This window comes from Neobacillus sp. PS2-9 (genome assembly GCF_030915525.1).
In the GTDB taxonomy this organism is placed as follows: Bacteria; Bacillota; Bacilli; order Bacillales; family Cytobacillaceae; genus Neobacillus.
The window spans coordinates 4401082-4424416 of the sequence record NZ_CP133269.1 but is presented as its reverse complement, the minus strand read 5'-3'; the positions used below and the strand labels follow the sequence as shown (position 1 = coordinate 4424416).

At 40.7% G+C, this 23335-nt stretch carries 18 protein-coding genes and 1 riboswitch; of the genes, 16 read left to right on the top strand and 2 right to left on the bottom strand.

Annotated elements, in window-relative coordinates; translation table 11 throughout:
- Window positions 1–86 precede the first annotated feature (86 nt).
- The 8 genes from RCG25_RS22115 to recQ all read left to right on the top strand — a co-directional run bounded on the left by RCG25_RS22115 (window position 87) and on the right by recQ (window position 10803).
- Window positions 87–1619 (top strand): acyl-CoA synthetase, encoded by a 1533-nt coding sequence (locus RCG25_RS22115; protein WP_308080971.1) that lies wholly within the window; start codon window positions 87–89, stop codon window positions 1617–1619.
- Between the two features lie 232 nt (window positions 1620–1851).
- Complete coding sequence (locus RCG25_RS22110) at window positions 1852–2997, top strand: acyl-CoA dehydrogenase family protein (protein ID WP_308080970.1); 1146 nt, start codon at window positions 1852–1854, stop codon at window positions 2995–2997.
- An 18-nt stretch (window positions 2998–3015) separates the two neighbouring features.
- A complete protein-coding gene (locus RCG25_RS22105; protein ID WP_308080969.1) occupies window positions 3016–4173 on the top strand; it encodes a thiolase family protein in 1158 nt (385 codons plus the stop codon).
- A 259-nt stretch (window positions 4174–4432) separates the two neighbouring features.
- Window positions 4433–6007, top strand: coding sequence for a fatty acid--CoA ligase (locus RCG25_RS22100; protein WP_308080968.1), 1575 nt, complete (start codon window positions 4433–4435; stop codon window positions 6005–6007).
- A gap of 18 nt (window positions 6008–6025) precedes the next feature.
- The gene (locus tag RCG25_RS22095) at window positions 6026–7120 is read left to right on the top strand and encodes a CaiB/BaiF CoA transferase family protein (protein WP_308080967.1); all 1095 of its coding nucleotides are present in this window, start codon (window positions 6026–6028) and stop codon (window positions 7118–7120) included.
- Between the two features lie 121 nt (window positions 7121–7241).
- Window positions 7242–7643, top strand: a complete 402-nt coding sequence (locus RCG25_RS22090; protein ID WP_308084250.1) for a MerR family transcriptional regulator — start codon at window positions 7242–7244, stop codon at window positions 7641–7643.
- Complete coding sequence (locus RCG25_RS22085; RefSeq protein ID WP_308084249.1) at window positions 7633–8553, top strand: DMT family transporter; 921 nt, start codon at window positions 7633–7635, stop codon at window positions 8551–8553. The genes RCG25_RS22090 and RCG25_RS22085 overlap by 11 nt, the downstream gene beginning before the upstream one ends.
- 120 nt (window positions 8554–8673) lie before the next feature.
- Window positions 8674–10803 (top strand): DNA helicase RecQ, encoded by a 2130-nt coding sequence (recQ, locus tag RCG25_RS22080; protein ID WP_308080966.1) that lies wholly within the window; start codon window positions 8674–8676, stop codon window positions 10801–10803.
- Window positions 10804–10984: 181 nt separating this feature from the next.
- Here the strand turns inward: recQ and RCG25_RS22075 are convergent, their stop codons facing one another.
- Complete coding sequence (locus tag RCG25_RS22075) at window positions 10985–11773, bottom strand: formate/nitrite transporter family protein (protein WP_308080965.1); 789 nt, start codon at window positions 11771–11773, stop codon at window positions 10985–10987.
- A gap of 229 nt (window positions 11774–12002) precedes the next feature.
- Here RCG25_RS22075 and yfkAB point away from each other — a divergent pair, with 229 nt between their 5' ends.
- Window positions 12003–13124, top strand: a complete 1122-nt coding sequence (yfkAB, locus tag RCG25_RS22070; RefSeq protein ID WP_308080964.1) for a radical SAM/CxCxxxxC motif protein YfkAB — start codon at window positions 12003–12005, stop codon at window positions 13122–13124.
- A gap of 247 nt (window positions 13125–13371) precedes the next feature.
- Window positions 13372–13572, top strand: a complete 201-nt coding sequence (locus RCG25_RS22065; protein WP_007083691.1) for a cold-shock protein — start codon at window positions 13372–13374, stop codon at window positions 13570–13572.
- A gap of 457 nt (window positions 13573–14029) precedes the next feature.
- Here RCG25_RS22065 and RCG25_RS22060 read toward each other — a convergent pair whose 3' ends face one another.
- On the bottom strand, window positions 14030–15244 hold the full coding sequence (locus RCG25_RS22060) for an MFS transporter (RefSeq protein ID WP_308080962.1): 1215 nt from the start codon (window positions 15242–15244) through the stop codon (window positions 14030–14032).
- Between the two features lie 230 nt (window positions 15245–15474).
- A riboswitch (SAM riboswitch) is annotated at window positions 15475–15582 on the top strand.
- A 129-nt stretch (window positions 15583–15711) separates the two neighbouring features.
- Between RCG25_RS22060 and RCG25_RS22055 the strand changes: the two genes are divergently transcribed.
- The 6 genes from RCG25_RS22055 to RCG25_RS22030 all read left to right on the top strand — a co-directional run bounded on the left by RCG25_RS22055 (window position 15712) and on the right by RCG25_RS22030 (window position 23258).
- Entirely contained in the window at window positions 15712–16821 is a 1110-nt protein-coding gene (locus RCG25_RS22055) for a sugar ABC transporter substrate-binding protein (RefSeq protein WP_308080961.1), read from the top strand.
- A 71-nt stretch (window positions 16822–16892) separates the two neighbouring features.
- The gene (locus tag RCG25_RS22050) at window positions 16893–18395 is read left to right on the top strand and encodes a sugar ABC transporter ATP-binding protein (protein ID WP_308080960.1); all 1503 of its coding nucleotides are present in this window, start codon (window positions 16893–16895) and stop codon (window positions 18393–18395) included.
- 1 nt (window position 18396) lies between these two features.
- Complete coding sequence (locus tag RCG25_RS22045; RefSeq protein WP_308080958.1) at window positions 18397–19398, top strand: ABC transporter permease; 1002 nt, start codon at window positions 18397–18399, stop codon at window positions 19396–19398.
- 179 nt (window positions 19399–19577) lie between these two features.
- A complete protein-coding gene (locus tag RCG25_RS22040; RefSeq protein WP_308080957.1) occupies window positions 19578–20327 on the top strand; it encodes an alpha/beta hydrolase in 750 nt (249 codons plus the stop codon).
- A gap of 671 nt (window positions 20328–20998) precedes the next feature.
- Entirely contained in the window at window positions 20999–21523 is a 525-nt protein-coding gene (locus RCG25_RS22035; protein ID WP_308080956.1) for a PadR family transcriptional regulator, read from the top strand.
- Between the two features lie 4 nt (window positions 21524–21527).
- The gene (locus RCG25_RS22030) at window positions 21528–23258 is read left to right on the top strand and encodes an MFS transporter (protein ID WP_308080955.1); all 1731 of its coding nucleotides are present in this window, start codon (window positions 21528–21530) and stop codon (window positions 23256–23258) included.
- Window positions 23259–23335 lie beyond the last annotated feature (77 nt).

Here is a 23335-nt window from a genome sequence, read left to right as displayed (position 1 = left end):
TGGCCTCTGATTCTACTTTTCTGAATATTGGCACAAAAATTGCATATATAACGGTTGAGTCTTTTTATTAAAGGAGGATCCCAATAATGAATATCGGCAGCCTATTAACGCAAAATGCACGCAAATATCCTGAATTACTGGCCATTGAATGTGAAGGTAGAAGCTATACGTATCGTCAATTTAATGAGGAAGTTAATCAACTGGCACACGGTTTAATGGAACAAGGTGTAAAAAAAGGTGACAAGCTTGCATTAATGATGAAGAATTCGGATCACTTTGTGTTTACTTTTTTTGCGGCTGCCAAAATTGGTGCGGTTGCTGTTCCAGTTAACTTCCGACTGACGGCTTCAGAGGTTCAATATATTTTACAGCAGTCAGACGCTGCGGTTGTTGTTTGTGACCAGGAATTTGAGTCAATCATTGCAGAAGCGAAGCAAGGTGCGGGTGTTCGGTTGGTGATTACCGTTGGTGGTGAACCAGAAACAACAGGCTACTATTCGTATGAAACAATTCTATCCGCTAACATAGAGGAACCAAATGTGGAAGTATCTCAGCAGGACGACTTAGAAATCCTCTATACCTCAGGGACAACGGGGCGGCCAAAGGGAGCATTATTTACACATGACCAAATTTTTAAAGTTGGCATTTCTGTTATCATCAATATGGGAATCCGGCCACATGAGCATATTCTGCATTTAGCACCACTGTTCCACTCAGCACAGCTGAACCTATTCTTGATTTCCGGTGTGGCACTTGGTGCGACCCATATTATCCATCGAGATTTCCATCCAGTAAAAACACTTCAAGCTATTCAAGAGCATAAAATTACCCATCTTTTCGCTGTCCCAGCTATGTATAACTTCCTTCTTCAAGTACCAAATGCAGCAGATTATGATCTATCTTCCATAAAGAGAGTCGGGTATGGTGCCGCACCAATGGCACCTGAGTTGGTCAAAAAAAGCATGCAGCTATTTAAAACAGACCAGTTTTACAACCTGTGCGGTTTAACTGAAGCCGGACCTGGAGGCATTCTTCTCGATCCTGAGGGACATAAGAATCATCTAGGAAAAGGTGGAAAGCCTATCTTCTTAACGGAAACACGGGTGGTGAATGAAGAAGGAATTGATGTGTTGCCCGGCGTGATTGGGGAATTTATTGTTCGCAGTCCGATGGTCATGAAGGAATATTATAAAAAGCCGGAGGAGACAAAGAGCACGCTGAAGGATGGCTGGCTTTATACAGGGGATTTAGCAACGATGGACGAGGAAGGCTATATTACGCTTGTGGACCGGAAGAAAGATATGATCATCTCCGGCGGGGAAAATGTGTATTCGGTTGAAGTTGAAAGCGTTCTCTTTGAGCATCCGGGTATTCTTGATGCCGCGATTATCGGGTTGCCGGATGAAGTCTGGGGTGAGGCAGTCTGCGCCATCGTTGTACCGAAAGAGGGGGCTGTGATTGACGAGCAGGAACTGCGAAGCTTCTGTCGTCAAAAGCTTGCAGGCTATAAGGTGCCAAGACGGATTTTTATCGAGGAGCAACTGCCGAGAAATGCTTCTGGAAAAGTATTAAAATATCAGCTGCGACAGAAGATGCGGACGGGGAGTAATGTGAAGTAGTGTTGGCTGGCGGAAAATTGTAGATAAGTAATGAATTTGTGTAGATAAATGATAAAAGTGTGTAGAAAAGTTATAAAAGTGTGTAGAAAAGTTATAAAAGTGTGTAGATAAACTTCAAAAACGTGTAGATAAATTGAAAAAGTGTGTAGATATAATCAAGAAACGTGTAGAAAAACGATGAACCCTCGCTATTAAACGTAGGCGTTCTCATAATGAAAGAGAGGTTTTTTAAATGAAACATCCATATTTAACTGATGACCATGAAATATTTCGCCAATCATTAAGAAAGTTTTTAGAAAAAGAAGCATATCCCTTTTATGAGCAGTGGGAAGAAGACAGGATGATTCCTCGATCTTTTTGGAAGAAGATGGGAGGGCAGGGCTTCCTATGTCCAGATATCGATGAGAAATATGGTGGCAGTGAGGTCGACTGGGGCTTTGCGGTTGTTATTAATGAAGAATTGGAACGAGTAGGCTCCGGTTTAATTGGAATTGGCCTTCACAATGATATTGTTGTTCCCTACATCACAGCCTATGGAACAGAGGAGCAAAAGCAGCGCTGGCTGCCTAAATGTGTCACCGGTGAAATCATTACCGCTATTGCGATGACCGAGCCAGGTACGGGTTCAGACCTAGCCAATATTAAAACAACTGCCAAGCTGGACGGCGACCACTATATTGTGAATGGTCAAAAGACGTTCATTACAAATGGTATCCAGTCAGACCTCGTCGTTGTTGCTGTGAAGACCGACACACAAGCCGTTCCTAAGCATAAAGGTGTCAGCCTGCTTGTTATCGAACGAGATACTCCTGGTTTTTCAAGAGGAAGAAAGTTAAACAAAGTCGGGCTCCATTGCCAGGATACTGCGGAATTAATCTTTGAGGATTGTCGTGTACCAAAGGAAAACCTGCTTGGTGAGGAAGGCAAAGGCTTTCTTTATTTAATGGAAAAGCTTCAGCAGGAACGACTTCTTGTAGCAATTGGGGCGCAAACAGCATCGGAAGTAATGCTAAAAATGACTATGGATTATGTGAAAAGTAGAGAAGCTTTCGGCAGACCCGTCAGCCAGTTTCAAAATACGCAGTTTAAAATTGTCGAGATGGCCACGGAAATTGAAATGGGCAGAGCTTTCCTTGATCAGTTAATTGCTGAACATATTGAAGGGAAAAACGTGGTGACAAAGGTCTCGATGGCGAAATGGAAGTTAACTGATATTGCTAAAAGGATCGCTGCGGAATGTATGCAGCTCCACGGTGGCTATGGATATATGGAAGAGTATGAGATTGCGAGACGATTCCGTGATATCCCGGTTTCCAGCATTTATGCCGGTACGAATGAAATTATGAAAACCATTATTGCGAAAAACTTAGGATTATAGAAAGAGGGGACGAGAACGATGCGTGAAGTTGTTATTGTGGAAGGCGTACGTACGCCAGTTGGAAGAAGAAATGGAATGTTAAAGGATATTCGTCCAGACGACCTAGCGGGTTTAACATTGAAGGAGCTTGTGAACCGGGCGGGAATTGACCCTGCGATTGTTGATGATGTGATTTTAGGCTGTGTCACTCAAGCGGGGGAACAGGCGGGAGATATTGCTAGAGTTGCGGCGTTAATTGCTGGTTTCCCAATCGAAGTTCCAGGGACAACGATTGACCGTCAATGCGGTTCTAGTCAGCAAGCTGTCCACTTTGCAGCACAGGCGATTCTCGCTGGTGATATGGATGTGGTGATTGCTGGTGGGGTGGAAAGCATGTCGCGTGTTCCGATGGGCTCCAACTACAAAGGGGCGGAAGAACCTTTTAGTCCTACTTTAAAAACTAAATACGAAATGATTCATCAGGGGCTGTCCGCTGAGAGGATCGCTGAAAATTATGGATTTACTCGTGAGGAGCTCGACCAATTCTCGCTTGATAGCCATCAGAAAGCATTAAAGGCACAAGAGGAAGGGTACTTCGCAAGAGAAATCTTCCCACTTGAAGTGACACTTCCAGATGGCACAACTACGGTGGTTAAGGATGATTCTGGTCCGAGAAAAGGGACCTCTTTGGAAGCTTTAGCAGGACTGCGGACTTCTTTTAAGGAAGATGGCGTCATTCATGCGGGGAACTCAAGTCAAATTAGTGATGGGGCAGCTGCCTTGTTGTTGATGTCCCGTGAAAAAGCAGAAGAGTTAGGGTTAAAGCCTCGCTTCCGCGTTCATACACGTGTGGTTGTGGGATCTGATCCAACATTAATGCTGACAGGGCCGATTCCAGCTACAGAAAAGGCGTTAGAAAAATCGGGCTTAACGATTAATGATATCGATGTATTTGAAGTCAATGAAGCGTTCGCTCCAGTTCCACTCGCTTGGTTGCGAGAGACGGGTGCAGATCCTGCGAAGCTCAATCCAAATGGTGGTGCGATTGCACTCGGCCATCCACTAGGCGGCAGCGGTGCCCGTTTGATGGTGACGATGATGCACGAATTGGAGCGGAGCGGCGGCCGTTATGGTTTACAGACAATGTGCGAAGGTCATGGCATGGCTAATGCTACGATTATTGAGAGATTAGAGTAAGTTTTAGGTTGGGAATCTTGGATTCGCTCATATTAACTTGAAATTCGCTCATATAATCATCAGGGAGCTAGATTCGCGAATAAATGGGCTATATTCGCGAATAAAAACCAAACATTCGCGAATAAAAACTCAAAATTCGCGAATAAAAGCCTAAGATTCGCGAATAAGCATCAATCAGACATATACATTCCTGCAAAAAACATAAAAAGGCAATCGGCAACACCGATTGCCTACCAAACTATTAAACGGAGGCGGTTAAATGAGTACAACAATCGGAAAAATCTTTGATTTGACGGTAAAAAAGTTCCCAAACAAGGAAGCCATATATGATGTCAGGAAAAATACCCGCTACACCTACAAAGAATGGAACGAACAGGTTAACCGACTAGCTCATGCACTAGTCAACGAAGGGGTACAAAAAGGCGACCGGGTTTCCACCTTCCTCTTTAATACCGAAGAACTCGCAACCACCTTTATCGCCTGTGCCAAAATTGGTGCTGTATTCAATCCGATTAATTTCCGTTTAATGCCGGAGGAAGTCGCCTATATTTTATCTGATGCGAGCCCAAAAGTAGTTCTTTTTGAACATGCACTAGAGCCTGTCATTGCTGCTATTGAAAACCGATTCCCTCAAAGTGCCTTCTGGTTTATTGATGAAGACACACCTGCCTATGCAACCAACTACCAAGAAAAGCTAACCACTAGCTCAACTCAAGAGATCCATGCAGAAGTAACTGAAAATGACCTATATGCCATTATGTATACAAGTGGGACAACCGGTCGGCCAAAGGGAGTCCTCCACCGCCACCGGAACATGGTCGAACAAAGCTTACTAGTTATCGGGGCGACTAAATACGAAGCGATAGATGTTGGACTTGTAACCGCACCCATGTTCCACTGCGCAGAACTCCATTGTGCCATCCTACCGAGAATTCATGTAGGTGCACGAAATGTGGTGCTTCACCAATTCAATCCAAAGAAAGTATTAGAGTTAATCGAACAGGAGAAGATTACAAAGTTCTTCGCGGCACCGACCATGTGGAACATGCTTTTACAAGAAGACCTTAATCAATATGATATTTCAAGTTTAAAGCTAGGTTTATATGGTGCTGCACCAATGGCTCCGTCCCTTGTACATGCCTGCCATGATCGCTTAGGCATTGCACTTGTCCAAGCCTATGGAATGACAGAAATGGGCCCAGCTATTACTTTTCTATCAGCAGCGGATCAGCTGACAAAAGCAGGCTCTGCCGGCCAGGCATGCCTAAATCATGATATCCGTATTGTCCGTACCAAAGAGGATGGTCCATCCGATCCGGACGATGTGGTTCCTGCAGGGGAAACGGGAGAAATCATTGTCCAAGGCCCGTGTATGATGTCAGGGTATTTCAATCGGGAGGAAGCAACAGAGAAAGCCCTGTATAAAGGCTGGTACCATTCTGGAGATATCGGCTATTTAGATGAGGATGGCTATCTATGGGTGAATGATCGTGTAGACGATATGATTATCAGCGGTGGGGAGAATATCTATCCACGGGAAGTAGAGGATCTTCTGCATGCCCATGCCGGTGTCCTTGATGTGGCGATTGTTGGCCAGCCTGATGACCGTTGGGGTGAAACGGTTACAGCGTTCGTTGTAAAAAAGGACCCTAATGTGACAGAACAAGAGCTGGATGAATACTGCAAGAACAGTGATAAACTTGCGAATTATAAGCGGCCTCGAAAATACGTTTTTTGTGAAGCACTCCCACGAAATGCAAGTGGAAAAATCCAAAAATTTGTGCTTCGAAAGCAGTTGGAGGAGCTATTTGCCACAGGCTCGAAAAATTTGTAAAAGGAAAGGGTCCTAATCATGCTGGAAGGTATAAAAGTAATAGATTTCACCAACTACTTACCAGGACCATATGCGACATTACGATTGGCCGAATTAGGTGCGGAAATCATTAAGGTGGAACCGCCTGAAGGAGACCCTGCGCGAAATACAGGAATATCGAAACAGGGTTCAGGGCTTGTTTTTCTGGCGAATAACCGGCAAAAGAAAAGCATCACCTTGAATTTGAAGGAGAAGGACGGAGTAGAAACGGCACTAAAATTAATTGCCCATGCGGATGTCCTTATTGAGAGTTTTAGACCTGGTGTGATGGAAAGACTTGGGCTTGGGTTTAAGGCGGTTCAAAAGGTGAAGCCTGAAATAGTGTATTGCTCCATTTCGGGCTATGGACAAAAAGGTCTGCTGAGTAAGCTTGGAAACCACGATCTCAATTATATGGCGTTAAGCGGTGTATTGGCTCAATTGAAGGATAAACAGGGCAAGCCTGTTCACCCATCGATTACAATTGCTGATTATCTAGGTGGATTTGCAGCAAATGAACGAATCCTTGCAGGACTAGTCTCACGGTTTTTAACTGGAAAAGGAAGCTATCATTCTATTTCAATCACTGATCAGCTTGTATCGTTACTGGGTAATCATGTAATGGTAGAAAAAGAAACTGGTGAGGCGAACGGTATTAGTGTGCTAAACGGTAGCATCATTTCATATGCCTTATACGAAACGCAGGACGGAAGGTATATGAGTATCGGGGCATTGGAGCCAAAGTTTTGGCGAAATTTTTGTATAGCCCACGGACGTGAAGATTGGATTGCAGCACACTTTTCTAAAACGGAAGACTCAAACCCGATTTTTCAAGAAATCACCACCCTTTTTAAAAAGAAAACCTTCTATGAGTGGATTGAGTTTGCTCAAAAGGTAGATTGCTGTTTGACGCCCGTGTTGGAAGTGGGGGAACTGAACGATCATCCTTATTTTAAAGAAAAAGAATTAATTTTCACCTCCTCCTGGGGGGACTGCCAAGTGAAGATGCATAGTGATTTAAAACAGGAAGTAATCTCACAGCCTCCTAAAAAAGGCGAGCACAAAGACCAAATCTTAACTAATCTATTTGTATAAAAAGATCTAGACTGTCGAGATGTAATCGGCAGTCTTTTTAATTAAGAAAAAAATTCCAAATTAATGTTGACTTAGAGCTAACTCTAAGTTGTAGCATGTATATAGGAGGTGTTGGAGAATGATGTACAGTATATCTGAAGTTGCCGAGCAAACAGGGTTTTCGGCACATACGTTACGATACTATGAAAAAATTGGCCTTTTGTCTTCACCAACAAGGCTTGGCGGAAAGAGGCTGTATACAGCAGGGGAAATACGTCTGCTGCAATTCATGAAGGTTCTTAAAAATACAGGAATGTCTTTAGAAGATATACAAGAGTTCTTGGTAGATGGATGTCTTCTAGAAAATAAGGATGCTGAGCAAGACAGAAGTAAGAAAGTACAAAAACGAAAGAATATTTTAGAAAAGCATTTGCTGACATTGGAGCAACAAAAAAGAGAATTGGAAATGGTCATTCAGCTAACGGAAGAGAAGCTAGCAACTTATCAAGACATGATGGAGGAGGATCAGAATGATAAACAGTAAAGTGGTAGGCATGTTAATTGGTTTTGTGTTAGTGACGGGTGCCACCTTCAACCTTGCCAAGTACGCCGTTCAATATTTTTCTGCAGCAAGTGCAGCAGGATGGAGATTTGGCATTGCGGCACTTGTTATGTTTGCTCTTCTAATCATTCAAAAGAAAGTAAGATGGGAAACCATTCGCAGGCACGGAATCACTTATACCATACTTGGGGTAGTGGGGATTTTTGGATTTAATGCCTTTTTCTTTTTCGGAATGAACCATACTTCGCCATTAAATGGAGCCTTAATTATGGGAACGAATCCACTAGTGACTACCATATTGGCATATTTAATTTTAAAGGCACCAATCAACAAAAAACAAACCGTAGGAATTCTTTTTGCCCTAGTAGGAGTAACCCTGGTATTGACAAAAGGATCTTGGGAAGTGATTCAAACTCTTTCATTTTCAAAGGGTGACTTGTTCATCTTAGCGGGGAATGTGTGCTGGGCCTTGTATGGGGTATTAGGGAGAAAGTATTTAAAAACGAGTTCTTCCTTAGAGACTACTACCTACACGATGATCGTCGGTGCTTTGTGCCTTATCGGATTAGCTGCCTTTTCACCAAGTGTGAATCCAGTCACCACCAATGTACCAATCGCAGCTTGGGGAGCCATTTTATTTATGGCCATCTTCACCAGTGTCTTTGGCTATCTATGGTGGAACAAAGCAATGGAGATGATAGGAGCGGCAAATACGGCCGTATTCTTTAATTTAGTGCCAGTTGTTACCATGCTTATCTCAATCGCAACAGGTACCCCCGTTACCATGGTTCAAATAATAGGAACCATCATGGTGATTTCAGGCGTTCTATTATCCTCCGGTTTTTTAAACTTTGGAAAAGTGTATAAAGTGTTAGCGAGGTCTCTTGAATAAGAGATCTTTTTTGCATGGACAACTAGGAAAGTTCACAAATTTTTTTTCAAAAAGCAGTATAATAGAATCATGACGATTTTCAGCTAAGAGACACAATCCAAATTGAGAGGAGGACCCCCTTTGTTTGAAAACGCATTGCCGTTACTAGAAACGCATTTTGGTTACAGCTCCTTCCGTACGGGACAAGAGCAGGCTATTCAATCCGTGTTAAACGGACAAAATACCATTTGCGTCATGCCCACGGGCGGTGGTAAATCGATTTGCTATCAAATCCCTGCGCTAGTCCTACCAGGAACCACGCTTGTCATTTCCCCATTAATCTCTTTAATGAAGGACCAGGTAGATGCCCTCATTCAAGTCGGTATTTCAGCCACATTTATTAATAGCTCATTAAGTTTTAGTGAAGCAAGTGAACGGATTCGTGAAGCTAAACAAGGGAAATACAAACTGCTATACATTGCACCAGAAAGATTAGAATCACAAGAATTTATCGAGGACATAAGAGAAATGGACATCCCGCTTGTAGCTGTGGACGAAGCCCACTGTATTTCACAATGGGGACATGATTTTCGTCCCAGCTACCGCCATATTCAACAAATGCTGAATACCCTACCGCAAAGACCGAATGTTCTTGCACTAACGGCGACAGCAACACCAAGAGTGCGTGAGGATATTTGCCGTCTCTTAAGCATTGATGAAAGAAATACGATTATTACAGGATTCGAACGGGAAAATCTGTCTTTCGCCGTTATCAAAGGTCAAGATAGACAAAAGTATCTCTTCGACTATTTGAGAAAGAACGATAAAGAAGCCGGGATTATTTATGCGGCGACACGGAAAAATGTAGATCAACTTTATGAAAGACTTACTAAAGAAAATATCAATGTTGCTCGCTACCATGCAGGGATGGGAGATGTGGAGCGAAACCATGAGCAGGAACGGTTTTTAGAGGATAAGGCAACGGTAATGGTTGCCACTTCTGCCTTTGGGATGGGGATAGATAAATCCAATATTCGATATGTTGTTCACTATCAAATGCCGAAGAATATGGAGAGCTATTACCAGGAAGCAGGTCGTGCTGGACGTGATGGACTGGAGAGTGAATGTGTTCTGTTATATTCGCCACAGGATGTGCAGGTCCAACGATTTCTTATCGATCAATCTAGTGATAGAACCCGCATGACACAAGAGTTGGACAAGCTTCAGCAAATGGTGGACTATTGCCACACGGAAGATTGTCTGCAGGAATTTATTTTAAAATATTTTGGTGAAACGGAGACTGAATCCTGTGGTCGATGTGGGAATTGCCTGGATACTAGAACAAGTATAGATGTAACCAGAGAAGCACAAATGGTCATGTCCTGTGTCATTCGGATGGGGCAACGCTTTGGTAAAACCATCACAGCCCAGGTTTTAACAGGATCGAAAAATCAAAAGGTGGTGGAAATGGGTTTTAACAGGCTGCCTACTTACGGAATTATGAAGGAAAAGAGTGCAAAAGATGTAAGTGATTTTATTGAATTCTTGATTTCACAAGAGTTAATTGCCATTGAGCAAGGACAATTTCCTACTCTTTTTGTTTCTCCTAAGGGAAAAGAGGTTCTATTAGGAAAGCAACAGGTATACAGGAGAGAAACGGTTCAGGTTAAGCAAGTGTCTAAGAACGATCCGTTATTTGAAGTGTTACGTGAGGTACGAAAACAAATTGCTGAATCGGAAAAAGTACCACCATTTGTTATATTCTCTGATGCTGCCTTAAAGGATATGTGTGTCAAACTTCCTATCACGAACGAGGAGTTTTTACAGGTAAGCGGTGTGGGTGAACTGAAGCTTCAAAAATATGGATTTCGGTTTATTGAGGCAATACTCACATTCGTTGAAGACAATCCGGATTATCAGAGTGAACATGGATCTGTAGAGAATGCGCCGAAGAAGCAGGCAAAAAGGACGGTCACTGATTCGCATTTGGAAACATTGACATTGCATCAAGGTGATTATTCAATAATGGAAATTGCTGAGAAGCGTGATTTAGCGGTTAGTACGGTGGAGAATCACTTAATTCAATGTGCACAGCAGGGGTTAGAGGTCGATTTTTCAAAACATATCCCAGCCGAATACATACCGCTTTTAGAAAAAGCAGTGGGAGAAGCTGGGCGTGATCGACTAAAACCCATTAAGGAACTCCTTCCAGAAGAGGTTAGCTACTTTATGATTAAAGGCTATCTATATTTTCTAAGTAAAAATAAATAGGTCAATAAATATTACAAATATTACTGTTGTTAGAATATTTTAAATAGTTGTCGATATCTTGCTGAATTTGTTGTTATTTCCCCGGGAATTTGTCGATATTCCCTAATTATTGGATAAGGTGATAGCATTCGACAATGTTACTACAAAAATGGCTGACTCTAGAAAGGAGTCAGCCTTATTTTTATTCCTGATATTCATCTAAAAACGGTTTATTTACGTAATAATACATCATTGCCATAAATACAGCTCCGCCAATCAGATTGCCGATTGTAACAGGAACAAGGTTGTGAATCACGCCACCCCATGAAATCGTTCCTGGGTGATTTAGTACTAAGGCAATAGCGAATGTACACATATTAGCAATACTGTGCTCATATCCGGAAATAAAGAAACAGAAGACAAACAGCATCATGGCAAACATCTTTGGTCCATCCCCTTTTAACCCCATTGGCAGGAAAAAGGCCATACAAACAAGCCAGTTACAAAGAATTGCTCTGAAAAACAACTCTGTTGTTGGGACTTGCATTTTTACTTCCACGACATGAAGGAGAAACCCATTAACTGAAGAGCTCGCATAAAGTCCTGTTGTGAAAATAATAAAAGCAAAGACAGCGGCACCTAGGATATTTCCTGTATAACTGCAAACCCATAGTTTTAGTACTTCTATCCAAGTCATTTTCTTACGGAGTGCAGCGTAGGTGTAATAAAACGTATTTCCTGTAAATAGATCACCACCACCATAGGCAATTAATATAATCGCTGCTCCGAAAGTAAGAGCGGCCATTGGGTAGGCAAACGGGGAGTCTACTACATAAAAGAAATTACCGGTTTTAAACGCAACAATGACCCCAAAACCAATAAACATACTGGCAAGCATCGAGCGTAAAATATATCGGAGGATGCTTTGTCGAAATATCTTAATCTTTTTTAAGGCTAATTTTTCTGCTTCATGCAAAGGCTGCATTTCCATTTCTACTACCACCATTCACAATTCGTTTACTATCAATTTATTTTTCAATAATCATGGAACAAATATGTATTATACGGGAATTACTTCAATTACCCAACGGAAAATAGGGAAATGCCATAGAATATTCTCAATTTATATTCATATGCTTTTGTAACTAATATAAATAGCTACTTGGCCTCGTGATGCGCTATAATAAGGTTTTTCCTACTACAAAAATAAAGGAGTTTGTATGAAGACATTAAATAAAATTACCCCCCAGTTCGATCCTTGGGAAGCGTATTTAGATGTAACACAATACGGAAAACCTCTGCTTACCAATATCGAATTAACGACTACCACTCTTTGTAATATGCGTTGCGAGCATTGTGCTGTAGGATACACCCTCCAAACAAAGGACCCGTTAGCACTTCCAATTGAGCTTATATTACATAGGTTAGAGGAAATTCCACAACTACGTTCGTTAAGTATTACAGGGGGAGAACCTATGCTTTCGCATAGCTCTGTCAGTAATTATGTAATGCCCATTTTAAAGTATGCCCATGAGCGCGGAGTTCGAACACAGATGAATTCGAACCTAACCCTTGATTTAAATCGGTATGAAGAAATTATTCCGTATTTGGATGTATTACATATTTCACATAATTGGGGAACGGTGGACGATTTTGTAGAAGGCGGCTTTGCAAGGATGGAGCGGAAGCCTGATTATAGCCAGCGAGAAAAATATTTTACGAGAATGATAGAAAATAGCAGGGAACTGGTAAAAGCGGGTGTCATGGTTTCAGCGGAAACCATGTTAAATAAACGGACACTGCCTCATTTGGAAAAGATTCACCGGCAAATTGTAGATGAAATGCTTTGTCAACGCCATGAAGTGCATCCTATGTATCCGAGTGATTTCGCCAGTAATCTTGAAACATTATCATTAAGTGAAATTAGGGACGCAATTCATCATTTATTAGACATAAGGGATGAAAATGTATGGATGCTCTTTGGAACACTGCCATTTTATGCTTGCAGCAGTAAACAGGAGGATTTGGACCTTTTAAAACGACTTTATCAGAGTGAAAATGTAACCGTCAGAAATGATCCAGATGGTCGTTCCCGTTTGAATGTGAATATATTTAACGGTGAAATTATTGTAACGGATTTCGGAGATACTCCTCCTTTAGGAAATATCCAAACAACCACACTTGAAGAGGCCTATCAAGCTTGGCAAAACACAGGCATAGCGAAGGAGTTAAGCTGTCATTGCCCAGCTGTTTCATGCTTAGGTCCAAATATCTTGGTCAAAAACAGCTATTATCAGGATCTTGATTTTACCAAGTTGGAAGCCAATATTGCAAAAAAATAATCTTTGTTAAACTGGGATGTTGATGTCCGCTCAAGGCGCGAGCGGTTCGCGGGCGGTAAAACATGAGAGGCTAAAAGGACACTCTTTATTGTCTTCTTGCAAATACTTAAGTGAAATGTTATACTAAAGAAGAATTATTTTTGTTCGGTGTAAAGGATAGTATAAGTTAACTTTTCGTCTTGATGATCACTGAGTGCAAGGATAGTACCATAATGTGTGCAAAAGCACACAGCAGGAGGAAACACACATGGAACAAGGTAAAGTAAAATGGTTTAACGCAGAAAAAGGTTTTGGATTCATCGAACGCGAAGCTGGAGACGATGTATTCGTTCACTTCTCAGCAATCCAAAGCGAAGGTTTCAAATCATTAGACGAAGGTCAAGCTGTTACTTTTGAAGTAGAACAAGGTCAACGTGGACCACAAGCTACTAACGTTCGTAAAGCTTAATACCATTTCGGATAAGACAGGCTCTATTTTATAGAGTCTGTTTTTTTTATTCAAAAGGCTGTGTTAAAGAACAGTGTTGATTTTTATACCCTGTTGATTGGAGCGGAAGACTCGAAGATCCTCGAAAATGCTATCGCATTTCCTTCGTGCGGTGTAGATTCAAGGAAGCTTATTCAATGTCCTGTGGGAGTACGGTTCAGGGGAGACCCCGCAGGCGCAAGCGCCGAGGAGGCTCGCCGAAACGCCCACGGAAAGCGAAGAGCCTGGAGCGGAAATCAATAGGCAATTTTAACAAAGCCATTCAAAAAAAACCAAAACAAAAACCCCACTCATGAATGAGTAGGGCACACAAATGAAACAGTAATTCAAATGGTAGAGTTATTGTATCATATATTTCCGGAATAACCTAATTTATTTCAATAAAGTTACTGGTAACTTTTGTATACTGAATGAGTTATTACGCTGTATGTTTAACAAGCTTAGGATGTCGGAGCAATGATACGAGCAAAATCAGTCCGCTCATAATCAATAAAGCACTGGTACTTATGAAAACGGCGGAAAAGCCAAAGTAGCCAGAAAGAAAGCCCCCCAGCATGGGCCCAATGATGTTACCGAGAAATCTTAGACTATTGTTATACCCGAGGACCTCACCTTGCATGGTAATCGGAGCCTCCTGGCGAATATAAGCAATCCTGACAGGAATGATTCCGCCAATGGTCACACCTAAGGCAATCCGGATGATGACAAGCTGCCAAAGACCAGTCACGATCGCTCCTGGTAAGTACACTATTCCAGCTGAAAATAGAAGTATGACTAAAATTTTGATATAACCATATTTATCTGCAATCTTTCCCCAGTTCCGTGACATGAGTAAGTTGCCTATTCCCGCTGCGGAAAAGGCAATCCCTGAATAAAAAGCAACATTGTTTGGCCCATGCAAATCACTTACAAATAACGACAGGATTGGTTGGATGCTGAAATGGGCGATTTGTACAAGAGATGAAATAAGCAATACAGTTAATAGTACAGGATTTCGTAGGATGTGTTTGATAACCTCTTTACTAGAATAATGTGATTTAGTACCCTTCGTTGGTTCTATGAGAAATTCCTTCGTAGTGATGACAAGCATGGCTGAGATGAATATGGAAATCGAAGTCCATTTAAAGGTGGTCGCATAGCCGAGTGTATCGGCTAAAATTCCTCCGAGCATGGGGCCTAACAGTGAACCCGTTATACTTCCTGTTTGTAATGTCCCAAGGACACGACCAGCAATCTCTTTTGGTGTTTGTGTGGAGATGAATGCCTGTGACATCGGGATAAACCCTGAGAAAAAGCCCATGAAAAACCGTAGAAAGAGCAGCTGCCAGACTGAATGAACAAATCCCATTAAAAAGATAGATACAGCCATCCCTAATCCAGAAATGATAAGTATCTTTTTCCGACCATAGCGATCTCCAATTTTTCCCCAAACCGGTGAAAAAAGAAAGGCAGAAACAAAGGTAATCCCAAAGGTAATACCCGACCAATGCTGGACATATTTCTCAGAAAAGTCCCCAAACGTTTCAATATACAGAGAAATAAACGGCATGACCATCGTCATACTACCGGCAACGAAGAAGTTGGCAAACCACATAATTAGTAAATTACGCTTTGCACTTTCCTGCTTATTCATGGATGGTAACACTTCTTTCTGCAATTTATTTCGGTTTACTAAATATAATCATACCGAAATTTCTTAGGAGAATAAAGCAATAACTGGGTTTAGGTTTAATAATAGTTTTCCCAACTCCGTTCAATATGATTAAAAAGAGTTATTACTTTATTAAAAATATTTAAAATACTATTGACAACTTGTTAATGTGAGTTTAAATTTAGTTTATTACTTTAAATCAATAATACGTTCTCTTATCAAGAGTGGCAGAGGGACTGGCCCGATGACGCCCAGCAACCGTTCCGAAAAGGAATTGGTGCTAAATCCTGCAAAACATCTAATGTTTTGAGAGATAAGAGAGGAGTAGTCCAACATTTGTGATGAAACCTCTCTTTTCTGGAGAGGTTTTTTATTTTTACTTAAAAGAAAACTTCTCCAATGGGAATAGTTTATTTTGATAAGAAAGACAAAAAGGGGGAGCTTTTATCATGAAAAGAAATTTATTAAAAAGTGTGCTTGTATCAACATTGGCTGCAAGCCTGCTACTCACGGGGTGTGCTTCTGGGGGAGAAACGAAGAAAGCTAGTGGAAATAAAAATGTATCACTTGAAGGAGTACCAGAAAAATTTAAAAGTGACAAGTTGAAAATTAAGGTCATTCGTAAAATTGGCGGTGACGACCACACAGCTCAATTCTTAGCAGGAGCAAAAGAAGAGGGAGAAGCCTTAGGATTACAAGTGGATGTGTTTACTGCAAACGGAGATACAGCAAAATTCCATGATGCTATAAATCAGGCGTTAGATCAGGACTATGATGGATTCATTATTTCACATGGTGATGATGATGCGACGGTGAACGATGTAAAGAAAATCGTCGAAAAAGGAAAAAGCGTGGTTACATTTGACTCTAATCCAAAGTTGGCTGAAGTGGAGGGAGTAACACTTACATCACAGGATGACGAAGCATTGGCAACTTTAGCATTGGATCAGCTTGTAAAGGATACGAAGGGCAAAGCCAATATTGCGTACCTTTGGGTTGACGGTTTTCCACCAATGGTTAGACGAAACAAAGTATATCAAGATGTACTTTCAAAAAATCCTGGAATTAAAGAAGTGGAACGGTTCGGTGTAGCCGCTGCAGATACCAGTGTTCAAACACAAAACGCCGTAGCTGCCATGTTAAATAAATATCCAAAAGGAAAGTTGGATGCCATCTTTGCTACTTGGGATGCCTTTGCTATTGGTGCCGCACGAGCTCTAAAAGAGGCGGGCCGTGAAGAAGTAAAAATTTATGGTATTGATGTTTCGAATGCGGACCTTCAAGAGATTCAAAGAAAAGGTAGTGCTTGGAAATACACAGCTGCCGTGGATCCTAAACTAATTGGTGCGGTGGATTTGAGATTGCTTGCTAAAAAACTAGCAGGTGAAGAAACACCAAAAACCTATGATTTAGAGGCTTCTCTAGTTTCACAAGACAATCTTCAAAAGTCTAAAGATCCTGTTAACATGGTTAATCTATCAAAAATTATTTCTGGATGGGGCCAATCAGATGCATTCGAAGAAGATTGGATGAAAACATTAAAAAAATATTATAAATAATTAATGGTTACTATAAGCACTCTCTTTTTCACTTGATTAAGAGAGTGTTTGCTTGATAGGGGGGCGATTTCATGCAGTCAACATTGGAAATGAAAAATATAACTATTGAATTTCCAGGAGTGAAAGCTTTAAATCAGGTTCATTTTTCAACAAAGACGGGAAAGATTCAGGCATTGATTGGAGCAAATGGTGCAGGGAAATCAACTCTAATGAAAGTCCTGTCAGGGGCTTATAATCACTATACCGGTGAAATTGTGCTGGACGGGGAATCTTTGAACATTCGATCACCAAAAGATGCCCAGGATGCGGGCATACAGATTGTCTATCAAGAAGTCGATACGGCACTGATTCCTAATTTAACGGTTGCCGAGAATATTATGTTGATGGACACGGTTCATCATATGGGAAAAAAGCAGTGGATGAACTGGAAGACTCTTCATCAAAAAGCAGCACAAATCCTGGGTGAAATGAATATTACACTTTCTACGAAAAAGCTTGTGAGTGAGCTTTCTCTAGCAGAAAAGCAAATGATTCTCATTGCAAGAGCTGTCTCGAATCGGTGTAAGTATCTGATTCTAGATGAACCAACTGCACCCTTAAGTCATACGGAAACGACCGAGCTTTTTCGAATTGCCCGCGAATTAAAGAGGCAAAATGTCGGGATTATCTTTATTTCGCACCGCCTGCCAGAGATTTTTGAAATCTGTGATGAAATTACAGTAATGAGAAATGGAGAATTTGTTGTAAAAGAGAACATCTCAGAGACAACACAGAATCAAGTGGTGGAGCACATGCTTGGCCAAAAGCTGGAGGAACAGTTCCCGAAAAAGAATACGAGAATTGGAAACACAGTTCTTGAGGTGAAGGGACTTTCAGATAGAAGTAAAATTAAAGATTTCCATTTACATGTGAAATCTGGAGAAATCGTTGGAGTGGCTGGGCTAGTCGGTGCTGGAAAAACTGAGCTGTGCAAGGCGCTTTTTGGTTCTGAAAAATTAACTGGAGGAGAAGTCCTTCTTAATGGAAATAAACTAACTTTGAATAGCCCATATGATGCGGTGAAAAATGGCATGGCATTAGTGCCTGAAGAACGCAGGAAGGAAGGAATTCTTGTCCTTGAATCAGTGGAATCCAATTTGACAGCGGCTAATTTGGGTAGTTTTACAAACGTATTTAGCTTTTTAAATAGAAAGAAAGAAAAGGAAACAGCCAAGCAGTTGATTAGCCGGCTTGGAATTAAAACACCTTCTGAAGAAACAAAGGTTCAAAATCTATCAGGTGGAAATCAGCAGAAGGTCGCAATAGGAAAGTGGCTGGTAGCTGAGGCCGATGTCTATATTTTTGATGAACCAACCAAAGGCGTGGATGTTGGTGCCAAAAAAGACATCTTTGAGCTTATCACGGAATTGGCAAGCAGAGGGAAATCGATTATTTACGCTTCTTCCGAACTATCAGAGATTATGGGAATTACGGATCGAGTCTACATTCTATATGATGGACAATCAATAAAAGAGTTAGAAACGAACCGAACAAACGAGGAAGAACTTTTATTTTATTCCACAGGGGGCAGGTAAAATGGAGACAAATATTTCAGCAAAGAATCAGACCCCAACCAAAAAAACATTTGAATTGTTTCAATTTTTATATAAGTACGGGACCATTATCACGATTCTTGCACTTATCCTTATTTTTTCAGCGGCAAATCCTACCTTTATCCAGGGCAGTAATATTGTCAATATCCTCCGGTCGATTTCGATTGTGACGATTATTGCTATAGGTATTACCATTTCATTATCTGTAGATGGATTCGATTTATCAGTAGGCTCGGTAGCTTCGTTATCGAATGCCATCGTGATTTCTATGTTTGTCTGGTTTTCCCAAAATACCCTCATTGCGATTATCTCTGCGATTGGTGCCTCATTAATTGTAGGTGCTTTGAATTCGTTTATGATCGTTAAGTTACGAATCCCAGACATGCTAATGACTTTAGCGACAATGTTTATCATTCAAGGGACCGCACTTACCTATACAAAAGGCGCGACAGTTTCTCAAAATATGGTGATGCCTGATGGGTCCATGGCAACGGGATTAATCAGTCCATTTTTTGCAAAAATTGGTGAGGTGCCATGGATTATTATCATCATGGCAATAACCGTCATTCTTGTGCATATCTTTCTGACTTATACCAAGCATGGTCGTTACATGTATGTGATTGGCGGAAACAAAGAAGCTGCAAGACTTTCAGGGATCGCTGTTAATAAATATAAAGTGGCGGCATATTTACTCTCTGCTTTGTTTGCATCAATCGGCGGAATTGTCCTGGCATCAAGGGTTATGACTTCAGAAATTAACTCTGGGGCACCCTACCTCATGGATTCGGTTGCTGCAGCCTTTATCGGATTTTCAGTTCTAGGTGCCGGTAAACCAAATGCGTTTGGTACCTTTATCGGTGCGGTATTAATTGGTATTCTGCAAAATGGCCTTGTCATGATGTCTGTACCGTATTATGCCATGGATATTGTAAAAGGGACGGTACTAGCTTTTGCATTAGCGATTACTTATTATAAACAGAAATAATATAATAGACACCTATTCACATTGTGGATAGGTTATTTTTTTATGATCAAGGATATCAACAAATAATGTAGTTTTTATTAACAATATCCACAAGAAAATCACTTATTCACAGGCAGGTAATTATTTAATGGAAGCGAATACATCTTAAGTGAGGAAAATAATGTGATGGAGGGAAGAGTATGACCAGCAAATATCCAATTTTAGAAGGCGCAGAACCGTTTTACTTTGAGGGAAGCAATGTTGGAATTTTAGCATCACATGGGTTTACAGGTAGCACCCAAAGTATGTGGCCACTAGGAGAGGCATACGCGAAAGCGGGCTACACAGTATGTGGACCGCGGCTCAAAGGTCATGGAACTCACTATGAAGAAATGGAACAAACTACCTATCAGGATTGGGTTTCTTCTATTGAAGAAGGATTCCAATGGTTAAAAGACCGCTGCGATACGATTTTTGTCACCGGGCTTTCGATGGGGGGAACATTGACTCTTTATCTGGCTGAAAAGTACCCTGAGATTCGAGCGATTATCCCAATAAACGCCGCTTTGGATATTCCAGAAATGGCTCCTGTCCGGCAGTTAGAAGGGGTAAGGTTTTTAGATGCAATTGGGTCTGATATTAAAAAAGCAGATGTGACGGAATTAGCGTATGAAAAGACCCCTGTTCAATCAATTAAGGAAATCCTAACGTTTATGGAGCAGGTAAAAGCAGACCTTCATAAAATTACCTGTCCAGCATTGATTTTTGTATCGGAAGAGGATCATGTCGTGCCGCCTAATAATTCACAAATCATTTATGATGCTATTCGTTCTTCGGTAAAAGTGCTTCATCATATGAAGGAGAGTTATCATGTTGCGACACTTGATAACGACCAAGCGTTTATTATAGAAGAAACATTAAACTTCATTAAAAAAATCAGTGAAAAGTAGACGTAGGGGCCTTCTACATCGACTTTCTTGTTTATTTATTAGTGAAAAGTAGACGTAGGGGCCTTCTACATGGACGTTCTCGGTAATTTTTAAGAGAAAAGTAGACGTAGGAGCACTCTACATGGACTTTTTCGCTTAATTTTAAGAGAAAAGTAGACGTAGCAACCTTTTCCATCGACTTTCTCGGTAATTTTTAAGAGAAAAGTAGACGTAGGAGCACTCTACATGGACGTTCTCGCTTATTTAATAGTGAAAATTAGACGTAGCATCATTAGCTGGATAATGATTTAGATTCAAGGTACATAAATGTGAATCATCCTTACGCGGTCTTAATTTCAGAGGAAGAAGGGCAAATCTTCCTTAGAGGTAATGCTAGTTTTGATAGAATGGGGAGGAAATTTTTAGCTTTACCTCGTTGAGAGAACTGCAGGAGGGTTTGAAAACAATATTGGAGAATGAGGTAAAAACGATGGTAAATTACCATCGTTTTTTTTATTGTTAGATGCATGAAGTTTGGATGTCAAACTGTTGGCGACTAATGCCGATAAAGGGTTAGTAGATTCAACCCAAGTGCACTTTTTAAACAAATTGAAAAAATATCCAATTTAAATATTGACATTATTAATATGAACAATGATAATATAAACATAAATAATATGAGGTGATGAAAAATGAACATACAAGACGTAATCCTAGGCTTTTTATATGACGAGCCAATGAGCGGCTATGATATTAAGCAAATGATGGAGAACTCCGTTTCTTACTTTTTCGATGCTTCCTTTGGGGCAATCTATCCAGCGCTGAGAAAAATGGAAAAAGAAGGGCTAGTGGAAAAACAAATCATCCAGCAGGACGGCAAGCCGAACAAAAATTTATTTGTAATCACAGAAAGTGGAAGGGAACAATTTCAAACGTACCTAAACAGCCCAATCAATCCCACTGTGACAAGATCAGATATCCTGATCCGCATCTTTTTCGGACGATTTACCACAATAGAAAAGGTAAAGGAATGGCTGCTAGAAGAAAGAGGAAAGAACCAAGCGATGTACGATAATTTAACTAGAATTGCTAATTTGTACCCAAACATGGAACCACATAAAAGATTCACCTTAGAATTTGGGATTCGCCAGGCAGAAATGATTTTGGGAATGGTAGATGAAGAACTAATAAAATTAAATAATAACAAAGGGGATTAACATAATGAAGGGTACGGGTGGAATGAAGGTCGTATTGCTTATGTGTTTAGGGATTTTCGTTTGTATGCTAGATTCAACGATTATGAATATTACGCTTCCGGCAATTCAGGATAGTCTGCATACCTCATTGGAAACAAGTTCGTGGATGCTGAATGTTTACACCATGACCATTGCTGTTTTAGCGATTCCGATGGCACGGTTTGCCGAAATGTTTGGCAGGAATAAATTTTATATAGTAGGATTATTTGTTTTTGGATTAGGTTCTGCACTTTGTGGTTTAGCAACCAATGGTGACTACTTAATCGCAGCACGGTTTATTCAAAGCTTTGGGGCGGCGATCTTAATTCCATGCAGCATGGTAATAGGTATCGCTGCCATGCCGTTGGAAAAAAGAACGCTGCCGTTAACCTTGCTAGGTGCCACACAGGGGTTAGCTACGGCACTTGGGCCAACGGTTGGAGGAATTATTACAGAAAAGCTTAACTGGCATTGGGTTTTTTATGTAAATGTTCCTATTTGTCTGCTGGCCATTGGTGGTGCGTTCCTCATCCTAACAATTAAAAATGAAAGTCGTGTCAAATCAAAGATTGACTGGTGTGGATTACTTTTCTCGGTTACATCCATTTTCCCTTTGAACCTTGTACTGATTAAGGGGAATACATGGGGATGGGACAGCACACAAGCAATTGGTTGTTATGTAATAACACTCGTTTCTATCGTCCTTTTCATCATTGTGGAGAAAAGGTCTAAAGCCCCAATGGTTAACTTAAATCTTTTTAAAGATCGGTTGTTTACCGGTTCAGTTATAACTGTGACAACGGGTTTTGTCTTCCTCATCGGAGTAATGGTCCTTCTACCTCAATTCTTAACAAACTTCCAGCATAAGACAGAGCTTCAAGCTGCATTACTTGTCACTCCTGTATCTGCCGCCATCTTTGTGTTTTCTCAAATTGCAGGCTTACTAACGAAAAAAATTGGATTCACGATCCCGGTCATGTTTGGATTTGGCATGATGGGCATCGCTTACTACTTGTTACACAATTTAAATATTCATAGTACATCAGGCCAAATAATTTTACTGTGCAGTTTGCTAGGATTTGGTTTTAGCTTTGTCATTTCCTCAGCTACGATTGCGAGCACATCCTCTTTTGAAGGCGAAATGCTGACAGCTTCGCAAAGTGTATTTTCGATGTTAAGACAGGTCGGAGTGGTTTTAGCAGTGGCGATCTTTGTTGCAGGTCTTACTACGACTATTCATGATAAGAAACAGGATGTTGTTCATTTTGCTGCCCAAAAACTAGAACAACTAGATGTGCCTCAATCAGCAAAAGAGAAAATTTTTAACGAAACAAAAAAATCAATTACTGCTGAAAAGCAAAATCAAAAAGCGAACCAAACAATAATCTCTAAAGCTGAACGTCAACAGTTAATCAATTCAATTGTAGAAAAGGCACTTTCCTCCATACCAGAAGAGCAGAGAGCGGTAGCCAAAGAAATGGTTTATAAGCAAGTGGAAAAGCAGGTAGACGAGGAAATTGACCATAAAGGAAAAATAGTTAAGACATATGGGGTACAGGTTGGTGACTATGCTCTCAAAACTATCTCATCGAGCTTTGCTGATCTATATAAAAAAAGCATTCCTTTCGTTCTCATTTGTTGTTTAACAGGATTTATTTTTAGGGAAAAAAGGAGAAAGAATTTGGTTAATGCCGTTAAGCTCCAATCAATTGAATAGGTATAAAGCACCGCGAAACCTGTGTTTAGATTTAACGCAGGTTTTGTTTATAAATGTCGAAATACATTAAATTGTAT

Coding starts and splice junctions, on each gene's coding strand:
- RCG25_RS22105 (WP_308080969.1), top strand. CDS start 3,016: ATGCGTGAAGTTGTTATTGTGGAAGGCGTACGTACGCCAGTTGGAAGA.
- RCG25_RS22095 (WP_308080967.1), top strand. CDS start 6,026: ATGCTGGAAGGTATAAAAGTAATAGATTTCACCAACTACTTACCAGGA.
- RCG25_RS22040 (WP_308080957.1), top strand. CDS start 19,578: ATGACCAGCAAATATCCAATTTTAGAAGGCGCAGAACCGTTTTACTTT.
- RCG25_RS22060 (WP_308080962.1), bottom strand. CDS start 15,244: ATGAATAAGCAGGAAAGTGCAAAGCGTAATTTACTAATTATGTGGTTT.
- yfkAB (WP_308080964.1), top strand. CDS start 12,003: ATGAAGACATTAAATAAAATTACCCCCCAGTTCGATCCTTGGGAAGCG.
- RCG25_RS22090 (WP_308084250.1), top strand. CDS start 7,242: ATGTACAGTATATCTGAAGTTGCCGAGCAAACAGGGTTTTCGGCACAT.
- RCG25_RS22030 (WP_308080955.1), top strand. CDS start 21,528: ATGAAGGGTACGGGTGGAATGAAGGTCGTATTGCTTATGTGTTTAGGG.
- RCG25_RS22110 (WP_308080970.1), top strand. CDS start 1,852: ATGAAACATCCATATTTAACTGATGACCATGAAATATTTCGCCAATCA.
- RCG25_RS22075 (WP_308080965.1), bottom strand. CDS start 11,773: ATGGAAATGCAGCCTTTGCATGAAGCAGAAAAATTAGCCTTAAAAAAG.
- RCG25_RS22045 (WP_308080958.1), top strand. CDS start 18,397: ATGGAGACAAATATTTCAGCAAAGAATCAGACCCCAACCAAAAAAACA.
- RCG25_RS22050 (WP_308080960.1), top strand. CDS start 16,893: ATGCAGTCAACATTGGAAATGAAAAATATAACTATTGAATTTCCAGGA.
- RCG25_RS22115 (WP_308080971.1), top strand. CDS start 87: ATGAATATCGGCAGCCTATTAACGCAAAATGCACGCAAATATCCTGAA.
- RCG25_RS22065 (WP_007083691.1), top strand. CDS start 13,372: ATGGAACAAGGTAAAGTAAAATGGTTTAACGCAGAAAAAGGTTTTGGA.
- RCG25_RS22035 (WP_308080956.1), top strand. CDS start 20,999: ATGAACATACAAGACGTAATCCTAGGCTTTTTATATGACGAGCCAATG.
- RCG25_RS22100 (WP_308080968.1), top strand. CDS start 4,433: ATGAGTACAACAATCGGAAAAATCTTTGATTTGACGGTAAAAAAGTTC.
- RCG25_RS22055 (WP_308080961.1), top strand. CDS start 15,712: ATGAAAAGAAATTTATTAAAAAGTGTGCTTGTATCAACATTGGCTGCA.